General features: G+C 43.8%; 21 protein-coding genes. 9 read left to right on the forward strand and 12 right to left on the reverse strand.

Translation table 11 applies throughout. The features are described from left to right. The first annotated feature begins 393 nt into the window (after window positions 1-393). On the forward strand, window positions 394-1,164 hold the full coding sequence (locus JL57_RS11930) for a 3-hydroxyacyl-CoA dehydrogenase (protein WP_034142266.1): 771 nt from the start codon (window positions 394-396) through the stop codon (window positions 1,162-1,164). Window positions 1,165-1,203: 39 nt separating this feature from the next. Further along, window positions 1,204-2,427 carry a thiolase family protein gene (locus JL57_RS11935; RefSeq protein ID WP_034142267.1) on the forward strand — a complete coding sequence of 408 codons (1,224 nt, stop codon included), beginning with the start codon at window positions 1,204-1,206 and terminating at the stop codon, window positions 2,425-2,427. Window positions 2,428-2,521: 94 nt separating this feature from the next. Here the strand turns inward: JL57_RS11935 and JL57_RS11940 are convergent, their stop codons facing one another. After that, entirely contained in the window at window positions 2,522-2,731 is a 210-nt protein-coding gene (locus JL57_RS11940) for a hypothetical protein (protein ID WP_034142268.1), read from the reverse strand. Window positions 2,732-2,920: 189 nt separating this feature from the next. Further along, window positions 2,921-5,047 carry a sigma-54-dependent Fis family transcriptional regulator gene (locus tag JL57_RS11945; RefSeq protein ID WP_034142269.1) on the reverse strand — a complete coding sequence of 709 codons (2,127 nt, stop codon included), beginning with the start codon at window positions 5,045-5,047 and terminating at the stop codon, window positions 2,921-2,923. Between the two features lie 440 nt (window positions 5,048-5,487). Between JL57_RS11945 and JL57_RS11950 the strand changes: the two genes are divergently transcribed. From JL57_RS11950 to JL57_RS11975, 6 genes are all read left to right on the forward strand, one after another. Continuing rightward, window positions 5,488-5,745 carry a thiolase C-terminal domain-containing protein gene (locus tag JL57_RS11950; protein ID WP_034142270.1) on the forward strand — a complete coding sequence of 86 codons (258 nt, stop codon included), beginning with the start codon at window positions 5,488-5,490 and terminating at the stop codon, window positions 5,743-5,745. Window positions 5,746-5,775: 30 nt separating this feature from the next. Further along, window positions 5,776-6,195 (forward strand): AMP-binding protein, encoded by a 420-nt coding sequence (locus JL57_RS34245; RefSeq protein ID WP_291299993.1) that lies wholly within the window; start codon window positions 5,776-5,778, stop codon window positions 6,193-6,195. A gap of 10 nt (window positions 6,196-6,205) precedes the next feature. Beyond that, window positions 6,206-7,339, forward strand: a complete 1,134-nt coding sequence (locus JL57_RS11955; RefSeq protein WP_291299994.1) for an AMP-binding protein — start codon at window positions 6,206-6,208, stop codon at window positions 7,337-7,339. A 29-nt stretch (window positions 7,340-7,368) separates the two neighbouring features. Next, entirely contained in the window at window positions 7,369-7,746 is a 378-nt protein-coding gene (locus JL57_RS11960; RefSeq protein ID WP_291299995.1) for a MaoC family dehydratase N-terminal domain-containing protein, read from the forward strand. A gap of 22 nt (window positions 7,747-7,768) precedes the next feature. Next, window positions 7,769-8,914, forward strand: a complete 1,146-nt coding sequence (locus JL57_RS11965; RefSeq protein WP_034142271.1) for an acyl-CoA dehydrogenase family protein — start codon at window positions 7,769-7,771, stop codon at window positions 8,912-8,914. Window positions 8,915-9,987: 1,073 nt separating this feature from the next. Then, a complete protein-coding gene (locus tag JL57_RS11975) occupies window positions 9,988-10,806 on the forward strand; it encodes a methyl-accepting chemotaxis protein (protein ID WP_034142273.1) in 819 nt (272 codons plus the stop codon). Window positions 10,807-13,030: 2,224 nt separating this feature from the next. On the opposite strand, the gene JL57_RS11980 is transcribed toward JL57_RS11975, so the two are convergent. From JL57_RS11980 to JL57_RS12025, 10 genes are all read right to left on the reverse strand, one after another. Beyond that, window positions 13,031-14,395, reverse strand: a complete 1,365-nt coding sequence (locus JL57_RS11980) for an acetyl-CoA hydrolase/transferase family protein (protein ID WP_045691798.1) — start codon at window positions 14,393-14,395, stop codon at window positions 13,031-13,033. A 301-nt stretch (window positions 14,396-14,696) separates the two neighbouring features. Then, window positions 14,697-14,957: an OB-fold domain-containing protein gene (locus JL57_RS34250; protein WP_366557014.1), complete on the reverse strand. Its 261-nt coding sequence runs from the start codon at window positions 14,955-14,957 to the stop codon at window positions 14,697-14,699. A gap of 228 nt (window positions 14,958-15,185) precedes the next feature. Then, on the reverse strand, window positions 15,186-16,121 hold the full coding sequence (locus JL57_RS11985; protein ID WP_034142274.1) for an alpha/beta fold hydrolase: 936 nt from the start codon (window positions 16,119-16,121) through the stop codon (window positions 15,186-15,188). 106 nt (window positions 16,122-16,227) lie between these two features. Next, on the reverse strand, window positions 16,228-17,373 hold the full coding sequence (locus JL57_RS11990) for an acyl-CoA dehydrogenase family protein (RefSeq protein ID WP_034142275.1): 1,146 nt from the start codon (window positions 17,371-17,373) through the stop codon (window positions 16,228-16,230). A gap of 56 nt (window positions 17,374-17,429) precedes the next feature. Further along, window positions 17,430-18,263 (reverse strand): SDR family NAD(P)-dependent oxidoreductase, encoded by an 834-nt coding sequence (locus tag JL57_RS11995; protein ID WP_034142276.1) that lies wholly within the window; start codon window positions 18,261-18,263, stop codon window positions 17,430-17,432. A 39-nt stretch (window positions 18,264-18,302) separates the two neighbouring features. After that, window positions 18,303-18,731, reverse strand: coding sequence for a MaoC/PaaZ C-terminal domain-containing protein (locus JL57_RS12000; RefSeq protein WP_291299996.1), 429 nt, complete (start codon window positions 18,729-18,731; stop codon window positions 18,303-18,305). A 12-nt stretch (window positions 18,732-18,743) separates the two neighbouring features. After that, complete coding sequence (locus tag JL57_RS12005; RefSeq protein WP_034142277.1) at window positions 18,744-19,184, reverse strand: MaoC family dehydratase N-terminal domain-containing protein; 441 nt, start codon at window positions 19,182-19,184, stop codon at window positions 18,744-18,746. Window positions 19,185-19,252: 68 nt separating this feature from the next. Continuing rightward, entirely contained in the window at window positions 19,253-19,492 is a 240-nt protein-coding gene (locus JL57_RS12010; protein WP_291299997.1) for a hypothetical protein, read from the reverse strand. A gap of 273 nt (window positions 19,493-19,765) precedes the next feature. Continuing rightward, window positions 19,766-21,328 carry a long-chain fatty acid--CoA ligase gene (locus JL57_RS12020; RefSeq protein WP_034142279.1) on the reverse strand — a complete coding sequence of 521 codons (1,563 nt, stop codon included), beginning with the start codon at window positions 21,326-21,328 and terminating at the stop codon, window positions 19,766-19,768. Between the two features lie 34 nt (window positions 21,329-21,362). Beyond that, window positions 21,363-22,544, reverse strand: coding sequence for a lipid-transfer protein (locus JL57_RS12025; protein WP_034142280.1), 1,182 nt, complete (start codon window positions 22,542-22,544; stop codon window positions 21,363-21,365). A 636-nt stretch (window positions 22,545-23,180) separates the two neighbouring features. Between JL57_RS12025 and JL57_RS12030 the strand changes: the two genes are divergently transcribed. Further along, on the forward strand, window positions 23,181-25,283 hold the full coding sequence (locus tag JL57_RS12030; RefSeq protein WP_034142281.1) for a sigma-54-dependent Fis family transcriptional regulator: 2,103 nt from the start codon (window positions 23,181-23,183) through the stop codon (window positions 25,281-25,283). Window positions 25,284-25,690: the final 407 nt, after the last annotated feature.

Genomic DNA, 25,690 nt, shown 5'->3' on the forward strand with positions numbered 1-25,690 from the left:
CCCCTCTTACTGTAAGACACTTCTATCTTCCTTTTAATCTCTCCCCCTGTTTACGGGCTTTCTTTTAAATTGGCATATCATTTGCATATTTCATTTCTTCATTCTTCATTCTTCATCTTCGTTGTTCTGCCATTAGGAGGTGATAGTAGACAGGTTAATGCAAATTAAATAAAAGCAAGACCAAAATAAAAAAGAGGAAATTGATATCTATTAGAAAACAAAATTGCAGCTAAGGAACGGATATATTTACTCCCGAAGATCATCGGGGTCCTTTTATTTACCAGGAATTCAGGTTATTAATGTTGAGACTTCTTGGTTTATAACACTAATTACTCGAAGAGACCTTCAGCTATAGTTTTAAGGATTCAAATATTAGATAAAGGGGAATTGATAATGGAACTTACAAATAAAACTACTATCGTTACCGGCGGAGCTTCAGGGCTTGGAGAAGCAGTTGTGCGGAGATTTGTCAAGGCAGGTTCAAATGTTGTAATTTTGGACCTAAATGAAGAAAGAGGCCCTGCGATTGTTTCTGAGTTGGGAAGCCAGGTGGCCTTTACAAAAACCAACGTTGCTATTAACGAAGATGTAGAGGCAGCCATTAAATTTGCATTAGAAAAATTTGACCGGATAGATGTTGTGGTAAATTGTGCTGCCGTTGGAATAGCGCAGAAAACTGCCGATCCTAAGAAAGGCGCTCACGACCTGAACCTATTTAAAAAGGTTATTAACATCAACCTGATTGGAACATTTGATGTAATCCGTAACGCTGCCATGGCCATGATTCAGAATGAGCCCAATGCAGATGGCGAAAGAGGAGTTATTATAAATACTGCATCGGTTGCTGCATTTGATGGACAGATTGGCCAGGTGGCCTATGCAGCAAGCAAGGCCGCCCAGGTTGGCATGACGCTCCCCTTAGCTCGTGACCTTTCCAAATTTGGTATCAGAGCAGCGACAATTGCTCCCGGAACTTTTGATACTCCTATGCTAGAAGGGTTGCCCGATAACGTCAAGGATGCGTTAGGCAAGATGGTTCCCTTCCCCTCAAGGTTAGGCAGACCTGATGAATACGCCATGCTGGCCCAGCAGATTGTGGAAAACCCAATGATTAACGGAGAATCCATTCGTTTAGACGGCGCCATTCGTATGCAACCCAAATAGTAATTTAAACTAGTTAAAATTGATCAGGAGGTAGTTTTTATGTCAAAAAACGATAACGATATTGTAGTAGTATCCTTTGCCCGTACTGCTTTTGACCGCTTTGGGGGAGTAACGAAAAATATTCCTAGTTCAGACTTGGCAAGCTGGGTTATCGCCGAGTTAGTCAAAAGATCAGGTCTTCCATCGGAAGCCGTTGATGACGTTAATTTGGGTCAATGCATTTTAGGAGAAGCATGGACTCAATCGGATATAATCGGCAGACAGGCATTGATTAAAGCCGGCCTGCGCGAAGAAACTATTTCCAACAACATAGATCGGGCTTGTTGTTCCTCCACCAGCGCTCTACAGTTGTCCTGGAAAAACCTGATGCTCGGTGAAGCTGAATTAAGTATTGCTGTAGGTGTTGACAATATGGGCCGTGCACCGTATTACCTGCCACCGGAACGCCGTTGGGATGGTCAACGCATAGGGGATATGAAGTTGATCGATAAATTAATGAACTTGGGATACGCAGGATTTGGGGTATTGGCTGTCGATGCCGGAGAGGTTGCCCTGGAGTATGGAATTACCAGAGAAATGCAGGATGAATGGGCTGAACGCAGTCATGCCCTTTGGGGCGAAGCCGATTCCAAAGGATATTTTAAGGAAGAAATCTTCCCTGTTGAAATTTCCCAAGGGAAAACGAAGCCACCAATCATTTTTGATCGTGACCAGCAACCCCGTCCGGGCACTACAGTAGAAACTCTTGCCAAACTACCCACGGCCAATGGAAGTCCTACAGTAACCGCGGGAAATGCCCCGGGTCTAAACACCGGTTCAGCAGGAGTAATGGTAACTACCCGTAAAAAGGCTCAGGAATTAGGATTAGAACCGCTCGCTACTGTACTAAGGGTAGCCAGTATAGCCTTAAAACCTAGACAAATTGCGGTTGCCCCGGCACCAGCAATTCAAAAGGGTCTGGAGCTTACTGGGTTGAAACTTGATGATATCAAACTTATTGAAATTAATGAAGCTTTTGCTGCTATGCCTTTAGTCGCTACTAAAATTTTGGGTGATGGTGATGAAGCGAAAATTAAGAAGTTACGCGACATTACCAATGTAAACGGTGGCGCGGTAGCAATGGGCCACCCAGTAGGTGCAAGTGGTTTACGGATCACCATGACACTTATAGCTGAACTGCGCCGTCGTGGTGGAGGTTATGGGGTAGCCTCCATATGTGGAGGCCTGGCCCAGGGAGATGCAGTTATACTTAAGGTTGATTAAATATTGTTTGCATAAATATGTGATCATAATGGGCGTTGCACAAAAAATTCGCCCCGATTTTCAGCTATTGAAAATCGGGGCGAATTTCGCGTTCTTATAAAAATCCTTCACTTGCAACATCTTGGATGTATTTATACTGTTTCTTGATCAGCCTCTTGAACTGGGCATCGGACAGATCATCAAACTTATCGGTTCCTTCTTCTACTAGACATTCATAAATTAGATCCGCATATTCCCTGTCTTCTCGAACCATCTTCCGATAGCGCTTTTCTACCTCATAGGGGAAGTCCAGATAATAACTCATGCAGTCGATTTCACCAGCTAGAAACGATTTCGTCATATCCATTATGTAGTTAATATTCGAGACTCGCTATTGGTGACGTGGCTTGCGTCTTACCAAGCGGGATTTCCACCCGCTAAATTACACGACCTATGCTCGGTCGCGACCGAAAGTTGAGTTATAAACTTCAACGGAGTAATTACGCAATAAGCGTTATAAAAATACATTTCCATCCAATCCCAATTTATTCAACCTAGAATAAAAACGAGTTCTGCTCATGTTCAACAGCTTAGCTGCTTTGCTTTTGTTCCCGCCTGTTTTCTCCAGCACAGAAAGGATAATGTCCCTTTCGGTCAGATTTAATTTTTCCCGATAATCATCTTGCACTACATGATGTATGACTTGTTCGCCGTGCTCTTCAACATTTGAATTAATATTACCGATCATCAGATATGCCGGCAGGTGCTCCGGTGTAATTCTACCCTTTTGGGCGTAGTTGGCCGCTCGTTCCATTACATTCTCCAATTCCCGGATATTTCCTGGCCACGAATAGTTTAATAAGATCTCAAATACTTCAGGAATGAATCCGGTAATTTCCGTCTTTAAAATACGGTTAAACTTTTCGATGAAGCTTGATACTAATAATTTAATGTCTTCTTTCCGCTCCCTTAAAGGGGGAGAGTGTAAATTGATCACGTTAATTCGGTAGTAAAGATCTCCCCGAAAGATACCCTCATCCATAGCCTTCCGCAGCTCCCGATGAGTTGCAGCTAAAATACGCACATCAATATCAATCGATTTGGTCCCGCCCACCCTCTCAATTTTGCGTTCTTGAATGACTCTTAAGAGTTTCGCCTGTAAGCTTAAGGACATATCGCCAATCTCGTCCAGCAGAATTGTTCCTTTGTTTGCCAGCTCAAAACGTCCAAGTTTTCCATTCTTGTTTGCCCCCGAAAAAGCGCCGGGCTCGTAGCCAAATAGCTCCGACTCAAGTAATTGTTCTGGAATAGCAGCACAATTTATGCTCACAAATGGACCATTTCTCCTTGGACTATTATAGTGAAGTCCCTGGGCAACCAATTCTTTACCAGTTCCACTTTCGCCAGTAACTAAAACAGTAGAATTTGTTTGCGATATTTTTTGAATTTCCTCCCTTAACTTAATTATTAGTGGACTTGTCCCAAGAATATTGGCTGGTTCCACCATGATTGATTTGGATTTTTGCAGTTCTTCTTTGTAATAAGTAACCTTGCTCTGAAGCGAATTAACTTTCTTAATCAATTCCCTAATCTCCGGAAGTTGAGGAAATATTATTTTCCCAACTGCACCGGCAGGGACGCCATCTTTGATGATAGGCAATCTGGAAACTAAATATTGTTGATCCCCAATACCTTGAATTTCGCTAAGTTCTGGTATCCCAGATTGGGCAACGACGTGCAGACGGCTTTGTTCCATCAATTTAGTCACATGTTGATTGATCGCATCTTCCCGTTTGACCTTCAAGAAGTCAGCAGTGGCCTTATTAATCAGGGAGACATACCCTTTCCCATCAACAACTATTAGTCCATCATTAATGATATTGATGACGGTATCAAGTGTCCTGTTGAGCTTTTTGACAAACTCAAGTTCTCTGGCAGTCTGAGCCAGCTCGGTTAGGTCATGAAATATAGCAATCGCTCCTGTAACTGAGGTCCCATCGTGAATAGGCATAATATTAACGATGGTTTCAATTTTATTCCATTCGTATTTAATCCCAATTTTTTCCTCCCCTTGTTTAAGGATTGGTTTAAGGTTCAATCCGTTCAAAACTCTGTCATAGGGTACTCCTAATAACTTTTCGCTGCTAAGGCCTAGTATTTTCTCCGCGTTTTTATTAATTAGGGAAATAACTCCATCGCGGTCAAAGGCTACTACTCCGTTATGCATTGAGTCTAGAATGGCGGTCAGCTGAGCATTTAGAAGGTTCGATTTTCTTAACAGGGTTAAAACCATATTAGCCTTGGTAAATACCCCGACGACCCTACCTTGTTTATCCACAACCGGGGCAGATCCAACTGGACTTCTTTTGACTGCCTCTTCCACCTCTTCGTAAGGGGTACTTTCAGGTAGACTGTAAACATCTTTGGTAATCCAAGGATCGATCATATCCTCTAGTGATGATCGGTTCAGAAGAGCATTGTAAAGGTTTGTTCTGGTAAACACTCCAATTAGTTCACAGGTCGTTGTGACAACAGGAAGGCCATCAATTTTGGTCTGCTTAAAAATTAGTATTGCCTTCTCTAAAGTGTCCTCTGGCTTTAGGTATACCATTTCCATGTTGATAATGTCCTTAAAGAGCATTCAATCACCCCCAATTCTAATGGATTTCCAATCAACCATTAGAGTCTGCTTACAGTCAATATTGTATCACAAGAATTGATTAGGTTGTAACGAAAGACGTACAGAAGTGTTCGCATCTGTAATACTTTTAATACATATAAGTGTAGCGAGCTTTATTACTTAAACTGGTTTGTGCGGTGACTCAACTTGCTAATTAAACTTATGAGGGCATCAATCAGAATTAATTGTTGTAATTATAATTATAACGATTTATGTGCGACAAAAAAATACGTCTTCAGTATCCCTCTAGCAGCATTTTTGTTGGCATATAATTTGCATATACATATATCTGTGACGATCAGAATATTCTGAACACTCTAACGTGAAATGGAGGTCGATCATAAGGGCTTGTTAAGTTGCAGCAAAAGGAAACAAAGAGATAAAGAGTGTAAAGTCAATTCTTGATAGTGGGGGATGCCGAGAAGTTTATTAACGACGCGGACAATACTTACGGTGGAAAAATAGTGGTTAATCCATCAGGCGGATTAATGTCAAAGGGTCACCCCCTTGGTGCGACTGGTCTGGCCCAATGTACAGAACTGGTATGGCAACTGCGGGGCCAGGCTGATAAACGTCAAGTGCCAGAGGCGAAAATTGCTTTGCAACATAACATCGGCCTGGGTGGAGCTTGTGTGGTAACAATGTACCGAAAAGGTTAGTAGGGACGATTTTGACGAGGAGGGGTAATTATGAGTGTTCAGGAGCACCTGACCAGACACCTGTTAATCGGGGAGTTACTCACCAAAAACTCCAGAAAGTATCCCGATAAACTAGCTTTTCAAGAGGGAGACTGTAAATTCACCTATGTTGAATATAATATCCGGGTAAATAAACTGGTCAATGCTTTAACTAGCCTTGGAATCGGTGCTGGAGACAAGGTAGCAGTCTTTTTGTTCAATGGCCTGGAAATCATCGACTGCTATTTTGCCCTTGCCAAGCTGGGTGCTGTGGCTGTACCAGTCAATTTCCGTTTTGTAGGTCCTGAGATAGTCTATATTGTTGACAATTCTGACTCAGTGGCAGTGATCTTTGACCAAGTCTTTGAAAAGATGATTGATTCTGTGAAAGATCAGATACCAAAGGTCAAGCATTTTATCACTGGTACCTAATGGAAGCGAATTGTCATATGCAATTAACTATAATGAGTTTTTGATCTCAGGGAACGGGGAAGAACCTTGTATATCTGTAAATGACAATGACCCTGCTCACATTATGTATACCTCCGGAACAACAGGAAGACCCAAAGGGGCCATCCTCTCCCACAAGAACCAATTGTCCAACGCCTTAAGTGTCTTGATAGAACGTGATTCCAGTCCCGACGAAATATTTCTGTGCATCCCGCCCCTCTTTCACGAGGCGGCTCTGGCTCTAACCTTGGAAACAGTCATGATGGGAGGTTCAACCATCATTCAAAGGCAATTTGACCCGGCAGCAATTTCCGAAACGATAGGAAAGGAAAAAATAACGACCCTCTTTATGGTCCCTGCGATGTGGAATGCGCTACTGCAAGTACCCAACCTTGGAAAATTCAATTTTAGCTCTCTTAAGCTAGCTATTACAGGTGCGGCAATCTTGCCACAGAGCCTAAGAAAGGCTATTTCCGGGATAATCCCGAATGTTAAGCTCTATGATATGTTCGGTCAGACAGAAATGAGTCCAGTCACAACTTTGTTAAAACCAAAGGATGCACTGCGCAAAACTGCTTCTGTGGGAAAACCCATCATTGGGGTCGAAATACGGGTTGTCGATTACCATGGACAAGACGTACCCGTCGGACAGGTCGGAGAGATTATTTACCGCAGCGCTGGCATGCTCTTAGAATACTACAAGAATTCCGAAGCCACCGAGCAAGCCATTGTGGACGGTTGGTTCCACAGTGGTGACCTTGTGCGCCTAGATAGTGAAGGGTTCGTCTACGTTGTTGACCGCAAGAAGGATATGGTGATCAGCGGCGGGGAAAATGTCTACCCAGCCGAGGTGGAAGCAGTGTTATACAACCATGAAAAAGTTCTGGAAGCAGCTGTGATCGGAATTCCCAGCGGAAAATGGGGCGAAGGGGTCCATGCGGTGGTCGTCTTGAAAAATGGCCAGTACATATCCGCCGTTGAGCTGTTGGAATACTGTGCTGCCCACTTGGCCGGTTATAAAAAGCCCCGGTCTATCGACTTTGCCGAAGCACTGCCGCGCAATGCTGCCGGAAAGGTGCTCAAAACCAAATTAAGAGAAAAGTTTGGCTCAGCAATGAAGTACTAACCTTCAAAATACGAGGGGAGCGAATCGGCGTGGCAAGCAAGAATATCAAGATCGGTCAAATCATTGGTAGTTTCGAATTTCGTGTAGAAGCGGGCAAAATTAGGGAGTTAGCCCTGGCGATCGGCGACCCCAACCCTGTTTATTACAATAGTAATACAGCAAGAGAAAAGGGTTATCGCGACATTATTGCGTCGCCTACTTTTGGATTTGCTATGAATTTCTGGGGAGGAGCAGACTTTGATCTATTAGTCCGGGCGTTAGAACTGAATCCTTTGCGGATTTTACACGGAGAACAAGAATTCCAATACTTGGGTGAAATCAACCCCGGTGATTTAGTACAATGTTGTACCACAGTATCAAGCATAGAGGAAAAAAAATCGTGTCAGGCGGGTTATCCCTGTAATTAAAATAAAGAGAGGTAGCTTCACTATGACCATGGATTTAAAAACAGGTGACTATCAGATTTTTCGCAATTCATTCCGGAAATTTCTTGAGGCAGAAGTGGTTCCCTTTTATAACGCGTGGGAAGAGAACGGAATCATTCCCAAAGAGCTATGGCGTAAAGCTGGGCAGATGGGGTTTCTTTGCCCGTGGCTGGAAGAGAAGTATGGTGGGCCCGAAGCAGGGCTGGAGTATTCAGTAATTATTGCTGAGGAAATGGTTCTGGCCGGAGTCGTAGGCACCCTGTTTCCTTTGCACAGCGATATAATTGCTCCATATGTCTACAGTTTCGGAACAGAGGAGCAAAAACTGAAATGGTTGCCCAAATTTGCTAGCGGCGAAATAATATCAGCTATTGCCATGACAGAGCCCAACACAGGATCCGACCTTTCTGCCATTAAAACGACCGCTGTTCGAGAAGGAGACGAGTATGTCATAAACGGGTCCAAAACCTTCATTTCCAATGGAATCAACGCCAATCTAGTTATTGTAGCCTACAAAACGGACTCAAAGGCTATCCCGCCTCACCGGGGCATTAGCCTTATCGTAGTAGAAGAAGGAGCGCCAGGATTCATCAAGGGCCGCAAATTGGACAAAATGGGTATGCGTAGCCAGGACACCGCTGAGTTATTCTTTGAGGATTGTCGGGTACCGTGTACCAACCTAGTCGGTGAAGAAGGTTTGGGTTTCAAATACTTAATGCTTAAACTGCAGCAAGAAAGACTGTTTAGTTCTATATGGGGCCAGGCCATGGCGGAAAAAATGCTTAAAGAGACGATTGATTATTGTAAAAGCAGAACCATCTTTGGCAGACCGATTTCCGATTTCCAACATAATTCCTTTAAGATTGCTGAAATGGCAACTGAGGTTGAATTAGGTCGCACTTTTATCGATTCTTTGGTGGTAGACCATATGGCAGGCAAAAATGTAGTGAAGAAGGTATCCATGGCAAAATATTGGATAAACGAGATGGCTAATAGGATAGCTTACGATTGTCTGCAGTTATATGGCGGATATGGTTATATGGAAGAATACCCGATTTGCCGCGATTATCGAGACGTCAGAATTTTTACCATTTTTGCTGGCACCAGCGAGGTCATGAAAAGCATCATCGCCAAGGAAATTGGCTTATGATGAAGTGTGAGTAGTTTTGCCGCAATAAGCGGAGACCAAGCAGGACACACACAACAAATAGCGGACGGAAGTATGAATTTGACGGAATTTTCAATGAGAATAATTGAAATTTCAAAAAGCTTCAGTAGTGTAATTCCTGCAAACATGAGCGGGCATTTTAGTTGAATCTGGAACTACTGACTACCATACAGGCGGTGTTCGAGAAGAGCCGGCCGGAGGATTTTACTTCGTGCGGGTGCCCGGGAGGTTCCACGTCAACCTGATGGACCTCCCGTACTGGTCCCGCTTTTCTCCCGGCCGGGTGTCACCGGGCCGACCGATGGAAATCGGGCGCACAATATCATCAACCCGATTCGCTGACGTTCTTCAACCGGCACCTGAAGGGCCGCGCGGCAGCGCTGTTCGATGATCGGCCGAACAATACCCAGAAGTGCTCTTCGAAACGCGCCGACCTATTAGCAAAGCAAAGTATCGAGTGTATTTGGGGTACGGCAATGATTCGTGAAAAAAACAGCCACAAGACAGTATATCCCATTTTTGACGAACTATAACGCAAAAATGAAACTATTGTTTTGTGGCTGAAATGTTGGCGACTCCCCTTAGTGGTCCCAACTCTCTGTTGGCTCTTCAAAAACAACACGTCTACTCTTAGTATTATTACTCCTAAACAGCAAAAGCTAAATACTGATTTTACTAATACGTAAAGAAGGCTTTTGCTTTTGTTCAAAAAGTTATTTAAACCTCGCAAGCTGCTAAATGTCAAACAATCCGATTCAAAGTCGTTATCTAAGGATAACATTTACTCAGATATTGAACAGACCATTACAGAAACTCAAAGAACATTCGGTAATAGTGCCGACCTAGTTGTTTACAAATTTCAAACCTTTGATAAGACATTTTGTGCATTACTCTATCTCTTGCTCTCCAGCAGCGCACTATCCTTCCGGTAGATAAGAACCAACTATATCCTAACCATAAATTAGTACCCACATTATTCCAGACTATTTTTACGAGTTTAATGACTGCACCAAATTTGACAACTCCACAACAAAATGAATAGTTGGAGGTTTTTCATGAAGATCGAACACGTAATATCAGTTGCATCTCATTTGCAAGAATGGTACGACCAAGATATTTCAGTCTTTGTTGCCAATCAAGAAAATGTGTTGGCAGCTTACAATAATCCTAGACTTGATCTTAGAGTACAAACAGGCGATCCAACTGAGAAGTATAAGAATACTATTTCATATGAAGTATTACAATCTGGGGAGAGAACACTTGCCCATGTTCCCAAAGGAAAGTCCCAGTTTTCCATCTCCTACGTTGTTATTAGCAGCCCAATTCAAGATGACGGCAAATTGGTTGGAGTAATTACCATCGCAATATCTGCTGAAAAATACAATGCTCTGTTGGAAATTGGAGAAGAAATTCTATCATCAGTCGAAGAAATTTATGCTTCTGCTGAAAACCTTTCAGCCCAAAGCCAAGAACTATTTGCAACCGCTAAAACGATGGATGATGAAACCTTACATGTTAAAAGTGATATTATCCATGTTTCTGACATAACAACAGCCATAAAAAAAATATCACAGCAAAGCAATATCTTAGGTATCAATGCTGCTATTGAATCTGCTCGTGCGGGAGAAAGTGGTAGAGGGTTTAGAGTTGTCGCTGAAGAAATTAGGAAACTTGCAGAACACACAAAAAACTCTGCAATAACGATTGAACAAGATGTACTTGAAGTACAATCCTCTGTTAATCGTTTAGTTGAGTCTGTCAGTCAACTGGCCGTCGTTAGCGAATCCCAAGCTCAAGGAGTAACTGAGCTCACCCAGGCATTAAATCAAATATCGCGTATGGCTGAAAGGCTCGTCAAATTGGGCAATGTGTAACCATTTGGCAGAAGAACAGATGGATAAATCAACATACTTGGGTATGTAATAATTTTGTGTAAATGGAAATTTTACTTCTAAGATTTTTTTGGCAAAACTATAGGTAGCTCTTGCCAACTTGTAGAGGATAAGGTAATGCTGAAGAGCAACCTGAGCGCTCAGTTGGTTTCTGCTGAAGGAAATGGGGAGCATTGCAAAATGTTCCTTTTCCTAGTTTCATTTCCTTACAGGTAGAACCAAAGCGTTAAACTTCGGGTGCGTTGGGGGCAGAGCCCCCAAGCTTAAAGCACACTGAATCTGCCTTCAATTTGAATTGCAAATTGGGGTTCTCGGTCTCTTATTTTGGATAATTATGAATATTCGTTTAGTACTTTATCTTCTAAAGTGGGTATGCCGATTGGTCTCAGCTCTCCTTTTCCTTCCCTCTATAGGATCCTCTCGAGTGAGTTTTCCTACTTCATTGGTACTATGACGACACTACGACTACTGTTATCGCATCCCACCGCACTTCGTTTCCTTCGCTTGGCAGTACCATCCTTATTCTCATTGTTCGCTCTTCCCATAGCTGAGAACATGCCTTAGAAAGCCTGGAGTTGTTATCCCGTAATCCCCACCGGACACTTAAGATGGACGTAACAGTTTCTCCCAGGTTCCTGGGGAACCTCTTGTACATTTGCTCTGCTCTTAGGTCGGGATAGAAACTGGGCGCGCGCACCTTCCAATGCAGGCCACGTTTCCCAGAGCCTCCCTGCGATCCCGGACAGTCGGATTTCCCGAGTCCGGTTCTGACCTTGGGTGTATCCCTTTCGCCTTCCTATATACCCCTAGGTTTAAATGCTGACACTCATATTCGCCCATTGGTTATCTAGTTTGCTCAAAGGTTAGCCTTCGTTTAAGAGATACGTCATCAGTCTCGATGTACTGCGTTCTCTGAGGCCCCCAAGTGCCCAGAGGTCCTTTGCTTCAACTAGGTGTTACCTAGTTGAAAGTACAATTTTCTTGTACTTAAGAAGACGTTACCCTTCTCTCATCGCTACTACTACCTCATGCGCCAATCCTAAATCCTCTCACTTATTTCGGTTGTCCCTATAAAATGAGTCTTTGCTGGTTGTTGCCACCCAGCTGGAAGTAGGACCTTCCCGTCGTTATCTCTGTGAATCCTTCTATTGATGTCAGAACCCCTACCCCGGCTGCCTTTGTGGTGCACTTAACCGTTTCTTCCCACAAAGCTTCGGCCTTCCCCACTAGGGCACTGGGTCGGCGCTACACAAAATCCCTTCAACAGATTCAGAAGGGTGTCCATTTCGGGGCTGCAGTATTCGTTAATCCTTCTGACCTCAATATTTGCTCGCCGCACCGTCTGTTCCGACCCTCTATTCCCAATGTAATATGGGCCGCCGCGGCTTTTTCGTCCAAGCAGAACGTGATTCGTTACCTCCTCACGCATTGGATAAGCTAGTCACCCGAATCCGGTCAATTGGTGACAGGAGACTTTCACTCCATTAGATTCTCAGCCTTGACGGCTGCTCCACCCCGGTCGGACAATGGTACCAGGTCTATAAGGTACCATTGTACTGCTCTCGACCTGAAGAAAGCGAAAGCTCCAACGAAATAGAGGGTTGCCGAGGGTAACTTTCGTGCATATTCCCATTACTTCCGAAAGCTTACCAGTCTTCGTCAACCTCGAAACGACTCGACACCCTCCAAAATCCTGCTCAAATCTGGCCTATCGCAGGGTGACTATTTCGGCGCTGCAGTGTTCGCTTTATGCTACGGCCTCCAAGATTGCTTGTCCCCCTAACCAGTCTACTCTCAGTGGAGCAGCGAGGACTTTTACTTCCGAGCTTTCCCTCATTCAGTCACCTGAAATGAGAGTCGGATATAACTACACGGTCGAACGGGAAAACTACCGCGGCCGGACTTTCACCGGTTAGTATAGACAGGTTTATGGGCTGCGATCGAGGCTCAATCACACAGCTTTTGTACTTGCTGTCTACGCTTCACACTAGAAATGCTTCCTAACATGCAAGACTCGCTTCCGGCTGTTGACTACCGGGCAGGTCACTTCTAAGGCCGCCCAGGTGGCCTTGCATTTCTTGTCTGATAACTATGTTCATTCTAATGCTCAAAACTAATGCTCAAAAATGCCATTGATATCAATGGTTTGACTGTGGTAGAGTACTAAAGTACTGGGTTCACTATGTTGTATCACCTAAATCCATGATTAGGAAACTGAACTGGCATTCTGTAAACTGGCAAATGGAAAGAAATTCTTTTTCATATTGGCAAGCAATTCCCCACGCAGGTCAGGATGAGCTATAGCAATTAAAGCTTTAGCCCGTTCCCGTCTAGTCTTATTCCTCAAGTTGGCAATTCCATACTCGGTAATAACGTACTGAGCAAAGGTTCGAGGAACAGTGACCGGGCTTCCGATCGGTAATTCTGGGACTATTCCGGAGACTAGGCTACCATCCTTCATTTTTCTGGCCGAACTTAGCAATGTAATTCCTTTGCCTCCCTGCGACCAATAGGAACCGATCATAAAGTCCAGTTGGCCCCCAGTGCCACTTATCTGCTGATGTCCCAAGCCTTCCGAGTTGATTTGACCGCTGAGGTCCACCATAAGCGCCATATTCATGGCAACCATATTCGGATGTTGAGCAATAACAAGAGGGCTGTTGGTATAGGACCCAGGGTAAAACTCGCAGGAGGGATTGCTATTAACATAATTATACATATCCTGGTCACCCATGCAGAATGTTGCTACAGTTACGCCTTTATGAATTGGCTTTCTTTTATTAGTAATAACTCCTGTTTCAACGAGATTTCGCAGTCCGATTGGAAACATCTCAGTAATAACGCCAAGATCCTTCTTTCCTTTTAGGCCACTGACTACTGCTTCAGGAATACCTCCAATACCCATTTGAATTGTATCTCCGTCATTAATTAACTCCAGTACATACTGGGCAATGGTTTTTTCTATTTCTGACGGTTCCCCTCGCCCAAAGTTGGGCATCGGCTTTGAATTTTCCACAAAATAATCAAATTCCGAAATATGCATCCAGTTATTTCCGAAAACAGTAGGCATTTGATCGTTGACCTCTCCTATGGTAACGCGCTGCTTACCGGACGCCCTGCCCTGCCTAATAGTTTCCATCGTGTAAAAATTAGTTAATCCGAGATTAACATAACCCTGGGTATTGGGTGGCGTAACCATAGCAATAAATACGTCAGCCCTGCTTGAAAATTTGTCAGCTATATCAGAAGTCGTACACGGTAAAAAATCAGCCTGCCTAGTACTTCCCATTTTCCGACTTGCTGCCGTACCAAAACCCGGGGCATAGTTTATATGTCCGTCAATTCCGGCCATGTATTCAGGATCATAAAGTTTAGAAGGACGTATCTGCACCGCATCAATAATCCAAACATCTCGTAATTCTTCGTGCCGTTCAAATATAGCATTATACATATCAGGCGAACACGCTCCCACGGCTAGGCCAGTGCCAACAACATCTCCGGATTTTATAGTCGCGGCCGCACCTTTAAGAGACGTCACTTTTTTTCGATATTCCTGCTCCCAAGTCGACATAAATATCTCCTCCATTAATTTTTTGGTAATGTGGATTAGCTCGGTTCCGCTCTATTAAATTGTCATTCAGCTTTAAACAAAGGTATAGACCATTTTGCCAGGATCGATACCCTTCCTGGTTCCCTTTATTTTAGTTAGCATATGAAAGAAAATAACAAGTCAAAGATGCAATGTACATTTTTTCGTCAGACAAGGAGGTATGTTCACCTCATAGCGGGCTATTAGGTGAACATGTCGACGCAGTATGACATAAAGTAGACCAGCATACTAACTGACTTGTTATTTTTTAGAATGTACCTTATTACGCAAAACTAAATACCGGCCTGGCAGAATCACCAGCAGAATACTTGTCTCCTGGGAATACTTTATGTCCTAGTTTGACCCTTTTCCCAATCAGATCCATGCTTATCGTTCTTGGATCAATATCAAACAGATTTCCCATTATCCATGGCCCCTCATCAAGTTCAACCATTACAATAGTAATAGGTATTTCATTCTCACGACCCTCAGAATTAATATAGGATGTAGTGAAGGTTACGACTTTCCCGCCGAGCAGATGGATCGCTCGCCCTTGACAATCAGTTCCCTAGGGACTAGAAGGTCCTTGGTTGGAAAAAAGATAAAATAATAAGCTATAACGGGATCGAACAAGATATTGTGCGTTTACTGTGTCTATTGATTCGGGATAGGTTCAGGTGTTTGCCTATGAACTGTCGAAGACGAGTTAATTAAGCTGGTATAGTATGTTTGGACTTTTCACAAACGTAGCAGTTGCATCATTTGATATGTGTCATATCATACAATCGATAAAGTCAATGATTCCCTTCTCTACCTCGTCTCGTATGGTCGGTTCGTTGTGAATCTCGTGTCTTTTGCCGGTGTAGCAGTGGGTAACTACTCGTTTGTGACCGCTGGTGCTCAGCATGTTAGCCACGTGATATAATCCTTCGCCATAGTTACACACAGGATCTTGGTCACCCGCAATAAGGTAAACCGGCAGTTCGGTTGGCACACGGGATGCCCAATCGTCGGCTTTTATATATTTGTACAATTCAATAAGATCATAGAAAAACTGTACTGTGTACGGATGGCTCAAGTTATTGAAGGGATCTGCTGTATAATCCACCACCACAGATGGATCAGTGGCAAGCCAGTCAAAGTCGCTGTTGGGATTCTCATAGCGGGCTGTCATATCTGCAAACGCCACTGCCATGAAAGAACTGCCGTCCTCACCCCCACGTCCGGCCTCGGCCATTTTTTTCATGTCATCTTTTTTACCGAGGATTTCTGCCCCACTAAACTGTGAAACCACTCCACACAATATCAGTCCAGTCAAACTTTCACCATAGTGAGCTGCGTAACCTCGGGCGATCATCGAGCCCCAACTATGTCCAAACATAAAGTAGGGCAGATCGGGGTATTCATCTGTTATCATTTTACGAAGAGTGTTTTCATCCTCTATGGTAGTCATATATCCTTTAGCTCCAGAATCTCCCCAAGTATTGTTGTCGACAGCTGTTTTTCCGTGGGCGACATGGTCATCTGCGCAGACAACAAAGCCTGCTTCCTGCATTTTACCGATCATGTGCAAGTACCGTCGTGAATGTTCTCCAAAGCCATGCACCACCTGCACTACCGCTCTCGGTTTGTGGATAGGAGTATAGATCCACGCCTTAATAGTATCTCGTCCATTGAATGAAGAAAAGCTGATTTCTTTGACTGCCATAATAATACCTCCTTGATTTATAATTTTTTAAAATTTTAAATCTAAAAATATTCCATGCAATTTCTTCAGGCATGGTAACACTTCTGAAGTGTACGGTTCAAGTTCTTTACAAGCCTATTTCCTTCGCGATAATGCTCTTCATCACCTCACTGGTACCCGCAAAGATGGTAAAGATTCTGACATCCCGGTAATCGCGGCAGATCGGGTATTCTTCCATGTAACCATATCCACCATGCAGCTGCAGACAGTCGTAGGCTATCCGGTTAGCCATCTCGTTGATCCAATACTTTGCCATGGATACCTTCTTAACAACGTTTTTCCCGGCTATGTGATCTGCGACCAAAGAATCAAGAAAAGCGCGTCCTAATTCAACCTCGGTTGCCATTTCCGCCAGTTTAAAAGAATTATGCTGAAAGGCTGAAACCGGTTTGCCAAAGATGTTCCTGCTTTTACAATAATCCATAGTTTCATTTAGCATCTTTTCGGCCATGGCCTGGCCCCATATTGAACCGAACAGTCTTTCTTGCTGCAGCTTTAGCATTAAATACTTGAAACCCATTCCTTCCACACCGAGAAGGTTTGCGCGCGGTACACGACAATCCTCAAAGAACAGCTCTGCGGTGTCCTGGCAGCGAAAACCCATTTTGTCCAGTTTACGGCCCCTAATGAATCCGGGCGTACCTTCCTCGACCACAATAAGGCTAATTCCTCGATGAGGTTGAATAGCCTTTGGATCAGTTTTGCAGGCTACAACAACTAAATTCGTGTTTATTCCATTGGAAATAAAGGTCTTGGCCCCGTTGATAACGTACTCATCTCCGTCTAGAACAGCAGTAGTTGTTATCGCAGCAAGATCCGAGCCTGTGTTTGGTTCTGTCATGGCAATAGCAGATATGATTTCGCCGCTGGCAAACTTAGGTAACCACTGCAGTTTCTGTTCCTCTGTCCCGAAGCTATATATATATGGAGCAACAATATCGCTGTGCAAGGGGAATAACACGCCGATAGCCCCTGCCTTTACCATTTCCTCTGCAATTATTACAGAATACTCCAAGCCCGCTTCAGGACCACCATATTTTTCTTCCAGCCAAGGACAGAGATACCCCATCTTTCCCGCTTTCAAGTACAACTCCTTCGGGATTATCCCTTTTTCTTCCCACTCGTTGTAATGGGGGATCACTTCTGTCTTCAAAAACTTTTTAAAAGAATTACGAAAAATTTTATAGTCTTCATTGTTTAAATCCAGAGCCACTTGTTCAGCTCTCCTTTCATCTTAACTTATAGGTGCCGTTGATGAAAAACGGCCCACTAGAGAGATATTCCTCCGGTTACCCTCAACACCTGGCCAGTAATGTAATTGGAAAGAGGAGATGCCAAAAACAAAATAGCAGATGCGGCCTCTTCAGGAGTACCCACCCTGCCCAACGGACAAAGTGTTTTAACAGCCTGAAGTATTTGGGGCGAGACTCCAACAACTAGTTCCTTGTCCCCCGCCTTAATGGTGGTTCCTAGTTCCCTGGGTTGAGTTAGCCTAGTACCAATAACACCATATGCCACAGCGTTAACACATACGTTTAATGGGCCCCACTCTTTGGCCAGGGTCTTGGTGAAACCAACAATAGCCGACTTGGCGCTGGAATAATTAACTTGGCCAGCATTGCCATCGAGACCTGCTACCGAAGTAACGTTGATAACTTTACGAGCAATGCTTTTACCTTCGTTTTCTATCTCCTTCTTGGCAACATCCCTGATATATGGAGCAGCAGCTCGCAGAATCCGGAAGGGGGCGGTGATATGGACCTGCATCATCGTTTCCCACTGTTCGTCAGACATTTTGTGTAGTGCCCCGTCCCAGGTAAATCCGGCATTATTGACAATTACATCAATTCTCGGACCAAAGTTCTCGACGGCAGTTTTTACCAGTTCATTCGGGAAATCTGCTCCGCAGACGTCCCCCGCAAAAGCGACCGCAGTGCCGCCCGCCTCCCGAATCTCAGCGACAACTTCATCCGCTGGCTCCTTATCTAAATCGGTAACCAATACTTTAGCGCCCTCGTTAGCAAATAACATAGCAGTAGCCCGACCTATTCCTCTACCGGCCCCGGTAATAATACAATTCATATCTTTTAACATAGCTTCCATACTAAAAATCCCTCCTGATTTTGCTTAAACTTAACTGCGTTATTTGAGTAATACTGCTTCAAAAAGACCTGTAATCTTTTCTTCACCGTTTTGATCAATTGCTTTCACTTCACTAGTTACAACAACCTCCTGGCCTTCCTCCCTCATTTCTATTATCTTGCCTACTACCGAGATGGTATCTCCTAAATAGGTTACATTTACAAAACGCACCCTTAGCCTGCGAAGAAATTTGTTTGGTATCCAACCGGATACTGCCTGCCCAACAAAACCCATCACCAGCATTCCCTGGGCGATGAGCTTGTTAAAGCCGGCTTTTTGGGCCAACGATTCCACATAATGCAGCGGATTAAAATCACCGGATGCACCAGCATATCTTACAAGCTGAACTTCGTCTATGGGTTTTTTTCGTAGGACGGGCCACTCATCCCCGACTTTTAAGTTGTGAACATTTGCGGTATTGTTTAACATTTTATCCCCTCCTTACTTCCGCTCAATTATGGTAGAACGAGATATCAGTACCAGCTCGCCTTCTTGATTGAAATACTCTGTTTCCAGCCCGAAAACATACATAGACTTCTTTTCCTCTAAATTCTTAAGTTTACAGTGGGCTGACAATACTTCCCCGGGGTTGATTTCATCGTAATACAAGAATTCCTGTTCCCCATGTAGCACTTTAATTGGATTCATGTCCAGTTCTCGGACTAAGACGTCGAAGTCTGCCCCACCCCATAGACCCATGATAAATCCAAAAGTTGGCTGAGCAACAACATCTTGATACCCTATTTCCTTGGCAGCGTCACTATCAAGGTAAATTGGATTCAAATCGCCAATCGCTAAGGCCACCTCTCGCAGTTTTCCCTTTTCAATAGTAAATTCAAAACTTGCTACCTCTTGCCCCACCTTGAGATTCTTATTAGACATTGCTTGGGCCCCTTTCACAAATCTCGATTATTAATAAGCGGTACCCTTTATTCAAATTCTAAGAGAACTCAGCCAAAAACATCTTTTGTCTTTAAATTGTCATAGTCTGCTTTGGAAATGCCTAATTTCTGTAGTATTTCGTTTGTATTCGCACCGGCCTGAACACCCGCAAATTTATACTTTGGGTTGATAAGGGTTGTAACATAACCTCCATTTTTAGAGGTGGAAGAAGTCAGTTCTAGGGTTTCACCCCGTATCGTTAAGGAATCACCAGGGTAAACCGCTCTTAAAAACATTACTTGCTCCATCCCACCTCACAGATGGCCTGATCCCCTAAAACACCCATCTCCGCCCACAACTTTATGGCAATTGAACATGGTATGGCTCCGGAAGCGATGATCCCTTTAAAAATACTTTTTTGTCTTTCTCTGCATCAACGTGCATGTACTGTGGGTCGTACCGTGCCGCGAATTCCGTGATCTCCTCTAAGGTAACCAAATAGGAGGAACTGGTGAAAACTTGCCCTACAAAGAACTCCTCAAAATACATTCTGTATCCCTTCGTTCGCAAGTTAATGATTACTAGTATTTTACGGCATTACCATACTTCTCCCGCAGTATACCCTTAAGTACCTTGCCCGAAGCATTGCGCGGAAGGGCAGCAACTATCTCAACGGAGCGGGGCTTTTTGTAGCTCGTCATGTTTGAGGTACAATACTCCATTATTTCCTCGGGCGTAATACACATTCCAGGTTTTGGCACAACCACTGCATGAACTCCCTCACCCCATTTTTCACTGGGAATACCGATCACGGCCGCTTCCAAAACCTTCCCATGTCCATACAGGACTTCTTCAACTTCGGCTGGATAAACGTTCTCGCCACCGCTGATGATCATATCTTTCTTGCGGTCAACTACATAGACATAGCCCTCTTCATCCAAACGTACTAGATCGCCGCTGTAAAACCAGCCATCCACTATAGCTTGACTTGTAGCCTCAGAGTTCTTGTAATACTCCAATAACATTCCGGGGCTGCGGTAAATAATCTCTCCAACTTGCCCAACCGGGACGTCCTGCCCGTTGTCGTCTACAACCCTGACTTCAACCCCAATGATTGGTTTCCCCACTGAGGCATTCTTACGTAGAGCATCCTCGGGTTTTAAGAGTGTTGTGGCCGGGCTCATTTCTGTCTGACCGAAAATATCATAGAGCTTAACATTAGGGAAGGTTTTAGAAATAGCTTTTCTCAGGCTCTGGGGTAAAATGGCAGCCCCGGTAATAGCCAGCCAAAAAGAGCTGAAATTGTGCTTTTCCAAATTTGGCATTTGAAGTAGCATATTCCACATTGCCGGAACCAGAAGAACTGTAGTTATTTTTTCTTTTTCTAATGTTTCGGCAACTGCTGCAGGGTCAAATTGCTTCATAATTACAGTTGAACCACCAAGCATTACTGTCTCCAGAGTTACGGCCAGAGCGGCCTCGTGAAAGAGAGGAGGGATGCACAGATACACTTCATCTGAACTAGACACACGTTCAACCAATACACTTAGCGCGTTGGATATTTGGTTTTTGTGGGATAATACTGCGCCCTTGGGTTTTCCTGTTGTTCCTGATGTGTACATGATTTGAGCTGGATCATTGTCATTTACTACTGCGAGGGGTTCTTCCCCACTGCCTTTTTCCAGAAATTCATCATAGTTAATTGCATAAGGCAACACACTTTGAGTAGAGACGGAAATGAAGTGTCTAACCTTTGAAAGCTGATCCCTGACGGAATCGATGGTCTTTTCAAAGCTTGTTTCAAAAATAACTGAAACTGAATCAGAATCGTTAACCACATAGACTATCTCAGGGCCAACAAAACGGAAATTCACCGGTACAGCCACAGCCCCCAGCTTGGCAAGAGCAAAGTAACAGTCAATTATCTCAATGCCATTAAACAATAGAATTGCAACCTTATCCCCATGTCCGATGCCCAGTTCCCTTAAAGCATTGGCTAGTTTATTAACCCGGAAATTATACTCAGCATAACTAAACTTCCGGTCTCCCTCTTTAAAAGCCAGCTTATCAGGATACTTTCTGGAGTTTCTGCTGAGCAATTCCCCAATTAATAGGTTTCTGACCAGGTGTTCCCCAATACTCATAATGTCCCCCTCCTCTTAATTACTAACCAGCCTTCTAACTCTGACGGTACATAGTCACTACACAAGCACCACCAAGGCCTAAATTATGCTGTAAAGCAATTCTTGCCCCTGGTACTTGACGTTTATCAGCCTGGCCTCTCAGTTGCCATACCAGCTCGGTGCATTGGGCCAGACCGGTGGCTCCGATGGGATGCCCCTTTGACATTAGTCCACCCGACGGATTGACCACTACCTTGCCGCCGTAAGTATTGTCGCGGTCGTTAACAAACTTCTCTGCCTCCCCCTCGCTGCACAGGCTAAGTCCTTCATAGGTAATTACCTCATTAGGAGTAAAACAATCATGCAGTTCCACCACATCCACATCTTCCGGGCCAATGCCTGCTTTTTCATAAACTTGCTTGGCGGCACGGCGAGTCATATCTGCACCCACTATGTTCATGGGATTTTCCGAGCTTGTTTCGGTATCGGTGGTCAGCGCTTGAGCAACTATCTCTACCGAATTGGAAATCCCATGTTTACGGGCGAATTCCTCACTGCAGACAATGGCTGCCGCTGCACCGCAAGAGGGGGGACATGCTTCTAAACGGGTCAAATAGGGTGCATAAATCAAGGGAGCATTCATCACTTCCTCCACAGTCAGAGGGGTGTGGAACATGGAATAGGGGTTGTGGATTGCATGGCTGCGTGTTTTAACTGCAACTTTGGCGAAGATGTCCTGATTTGCGCCATATTTATCCAAATAAGCCTTACCTGCAGCCCCGAAAGTTTTCAATGCAATAGGAGCGTTTGGCTGATCAGGAACCAAGTTGATCAAGCTCTTTTCAATCCACTCAAACGGAGAGGTACGATCATCCCAGTTCGAAACGAGCGCACCAGGTTTCATCTCCTCAAAACCAAAGGCCAAAGCACATTCAACAGCGCCTGATTCCACAGCTTGTCTGGCCAAGAACAAAGCGGTAGAACCGGACGAACAGTTGTTGTTTACATTAACAACCGGTATCCCGGTCATACCAACCTTATATAAGGCAGTTTGTCCACACGTACTATCCCCATAAATATACCCGGCGTAGGCCTGTTGAATATGTCCATACTCAATTCCGGCGTCTTTCAAAGCTTCCCTTATCGCTTTGGCAGCCATAATCTCATATGGTTCCTGGGCGCCGGGTTTAACAAACTTAACCATACCCACACCAATCACTCTTGCTTTGTTACTCATATTTTTTCCTCCTACGGTTGGTTATTTAACACTTTTTGCAGCAATAAGGGTGTCATACGCTTCATCTCTTATCAATTGTTCATTGTAGCTCTTGCCAATTTTACGGCACACTTCACTAGCCAAAAACACCGTTCCCATACTTACTCCAACAGCACCCAAGATTCTCGCGGCCCAATGTCAAAGTGTTTACCAAAAAGAACATCCCCCTTTTTCCTTGTTTTTGAGATATGGGCAACACGAATACGTGCTGTTTCATAAATCCAGTACGCTTTCAACTCCTTTACTAAGTCTTAATTCTTTGAATTTTCTGAGTGTTAATACAACTAAGCAATTCACATGCCAAAAAGCAGAGCCACAACCTTGGATGATGAAGATAACCTTTATTTTTCGAACAAATAACCCTGGTAACAAGCACAGGTTACCTAAATCATATCCTTTTGCAATGCAACTTGATTGATTGCACTAAGTAAAATCTATTCAAAAAAAACGAGGCACTACTTTCCTGTATCTATATCATTACACATTAAAATGTCCTGTATAGATTTCATTACAGCTTTCCAATCATCTGTGTTATTATTAAAGCAAAAGGACCTTTTTAGCTTGATTTGCCTCAAATTTTACATAGAAGGTGATTAAATGCATATTAAGGACATTATCAATACTGACATAACCAATCTTTATTGCGGCGATACTTTGGAAAGGGCGATACTTGCCTTTAAGCAGACTAAAGTTGATGCGCTTCCCGTAGTTTCTGAGGAGAGGCGCCTAATAGGGCTTTTTACCCGGACCAATCTTTACAATGCCCTTCTGCATAAAGCTTCCTTGGAGGATTATATTGACCCTTGGATCACCAAAGACGTTTACAGTGTACCTGAAAGCATACCATCTGCCATTGTAGAACAGGTGATCAAAATGAGTCCGGTAGGATCTGCACCGGTGGTAGATGAACATACTAGAGTAGTTGGAGTAGTTACCAAAACCAATACAGTTTTAAGCCTGTTAAAAAAGTCTAACCTTTTAAATGCTCAGCTCACAGCTGTATTGAATGCAATGCATAATGGCGTCGTGGCCTTTGACGCCAGTGAATCCGTTTCTCTGATAAACAAGAGCGCAGAAAAGATGTTGGGTCTCAGCAGTGAGAAGACGCTCGGGTCGCCCAGTAAAAGCGTACTCACCGGTTTGGATCTCCGTCCAGTATTTGAACAGGGGAAAGCAATAATAGGCATTAAATACATTCATGGTGATATTCATACAGTTGTTAATGTCATGCCCATTTCAGATGGAATAGCAGTAAACGGAGCAGTGGCCGTCTTTCACGACCTAACGGAATTGGAGCAAGCGGCAAAGGAACTCGAAATAGTTAAAAACTTAAATCGCACCTTGGATACTGTGCTAAACATTATTTATGACGGAATTATCGTGGTGGACGAATGCGGCCGTATCACCTTAGTTAATAAAGCAACTACTGATTTCTTAAAGATCCGACCCGAAGAAGTTCTGAACAAACATGTCACAGAAATCATGACAAATAGCCGGCTTCACATTGTAGCTAAGTCAGGGGTACCCGAGTTCAGTGAGATTCAAAATATTGACGATAAACAGTTTATCGTTTCAAGGTTGCCCATTGTCATAGATGGTGTACCATCCGGAGCCGTTGGAAAAATCGTATTTCCGCAGCTACCAGAAATACAGGAACTAGTAAAAAAACTCAACTCATTACAAAGCAAGGTAGCATATTACAAGGAAGAGTTGCAAAAGTCAAAAACCTCGCAGTTTGAACTGAAGACCATAATAGGCACTAGTCCGCCAATGCTGTACTTGAAGGAAGAAATTCAAAAGGTGTCACGCACAAATTCAACCGTTCTAATTACAGGTGACAGTGGAACTGGCAAGGAATTGGTTGCTCAGGCTCTTCATTATTGCAGTCAGCGGCGCAACGGTCCCTTTGTAAGCATCAACTGCGCAGCAATTCCAGAAAATTTGCTTGAATCGGAAATGTTTGGCTATGCGCCTGGCGCTTTCTCGGGGGCACAACGCAACGGAAAACCAGGACGTTTTGAAATGGCCGACAAAGGAACCCTTTTCCTGGATGAAATTGGTGACATGTCATTAAGTCTACAAACTAAACTTTTGAGGGCCATCCAAGAGCGAGAATTTGAACGAATTGGAGGAACCAAGAGCATTCGAGTCGACGTCCGGATCATTGCCGCAACCAACCACGATTTGCGTAAGTCAGTAACAAGCGGTACTTTCCGGGAAGATTTGTATTACCGCTTGAACGTAATCAACCTTCATCTGCCTCCATTGCGGGAACGCACGGAGGACATAGGGTTATTAGTAACTAGGTTTATAGAAAAATTCAATCGTATCCTAGGAACGGACATCACCGGATTTTCCCCTGAGGTTTTGGACATATTTTCCAGCTGCTCTTGGCCCGGCAACATAAGAGAGTTGGAAAATGTAATTGAGCGTGCGGCTAATTTCGTCATTAAGGGAGAAATCTCGCTAGAGCACTTGCCTTCTTACCTCCTGAAGGTAGATAGCACTAGGAACTTATCAAGAACTGAAAAACAGGACGCTGTTAGGGAAGTCTATAGGGACAAGCTAAACATTGCTGAAAAGGAGATCATTCTCGCTATTCTTGATTCGACCAAAGGCAATAAGAGTGAGGCTGCAAAGCAGCTTGGAATGAGTAGAACCCGCCTTTATGCTAGACTAAGAAAGTTGGGATTAGCATAAACGAAAGACTTCCTTTGATAAAGATTTAATTACAAGATGCTTTAAAAGAAATATCAATTATTTAATTTACACTAAATTCTTTTAAAGCATAAAAAAGGAGTATCGCTTTCTACTTAAAAAAAGTAGTTTTACCGATACTCCCTTGACCTTCAACTGAAGAGGTTAAGGGCTTCTAGGTTATCATTCCTACTGCTAGAGTTCCCCGTTTTCCTAGCGCTAACTTTCTTTGGGCTTGGGTTAGGGGCCGACCATTTTTAATCAAGGAGCTGGCTTGTGTGGTTGCCCATTCAACCAGCAAAACCTTATTTGAAGCGATCGCAGAACCTCAGGCGTCACAAAAGCGAATCTTGTCAAAAACATCACTCCGTAGAAACTGATTTGGTTCTTGGGTTTTTGTGTAAGAGTAC

This window comes from Desulfosporosinus sp. BICA1-9 (assembly GCF_000802135.1).

Coding starts and splice junctions, on each gene's coding strand:
- JL57_RS11930 (WP_034142266.1), top strand. CDS start 394: ATGGAACTTACAAATAAAACTACTATCGTTACCGGCGGAGCTTCAGGG.
- JL57_RS11935 (WP_034142267.1), top strand. CDS start 1,204: ATGTCAAAAAACGATAACGATATTGTAGTAGTATCCTTTGCCCGTACT.
- JL57_RS11940 (WP_034142268.1), bottom strand. CDS start 2,731: ATGAGTTATTATCTGGACTTCCCCTATGAGGTAGAAAAGCGCTATCGG.
- JL57_RS11945 (WP_034142269.1), bottom strand. CDS start 5,047: ATGCTCTTTAAGGACATTATCAACATGGAAATGGTATACCTAAAGCCA.
- JL57_RS34245 (WP_291299993.1), top strand. CDS start 5,776: ATGAGTGTTCAGGAGCACCTGACCAGACACCTGTTAATCGGGGAGTTA.
- JL57_RS11965 (WP_034142271.1), top strand. CDS start 7,769: ATGACCATGGATTTAAAAACAGGTGACTATCAGATTTTTCGCAATTCA.
- JL57_RS11975 (WP_034142273.1), top strand. CDS start 9,988: ATGAAGATCGAACACGTAATATCAGTTGCATCTCATTTGCAAGAATGG.
- JL57_RS11980 (WP_045691798.1), bottom strand. CDS start 14,395: ATGTCGACTTGGGAGCAGGAATATCGAAAAAAAGTGACGTCTCTTAAA.
- JL57_RS11985 (WP_034142274.1), bottom strand. CDS start 16,121: ATGGCAGTCAAAGAAATCAGCTTTTCTTCATTCAATGGACGAGATACT.
- JL57_RS11995 (WP_034142276.1), bottom strand. CDS start 18,263: ATGGAAGCTATGTTAAAAGATATGAATTGTATTATTACCGGGGCCGGT.
- JL57_RS12000 (WP_291299996.1), bottom strand. CDS start 18,731: ATGTTAAACAATACCGCAAATGTTCACAACTTAAAAGTCGGGGATGAG.
- JL57_RS12005 (WP_034142277.1), bottom strand. CDS start 19,184: ATGTCTAATAAGAATCTCAAGGTGGGGCAAGAGGTAGCAAGTTTTGAA.
- JL57_RS12010 (WP_291299997.1), bottom strand. CDS start 19,492: ATGGAGCAAGTAATGTTTTTAAGAGCGGTTTACCCTGGTGATTCCTTA.
- JL57_RS12020 (WP_034142279.1), bottom strand. CDS start 21,328: ATGAGTATTGGGGAACACCTGGTCAGAAACCTATTAATTGGGGAATTG.
- JL57_RS12025 (WP_034142280.1), bottom strand. CDS start 22,544: ATGAGTAACAAAGCAAGAGTGATTGGTGTGGGTATGGTTAAGTTTGTT.
- JL57_RS12030 (WP_034142281.1), top strand. CDS start 23,181: ATGCATATTAAGGACATTATCAATACTGACATAACCAATCTTTATTGC.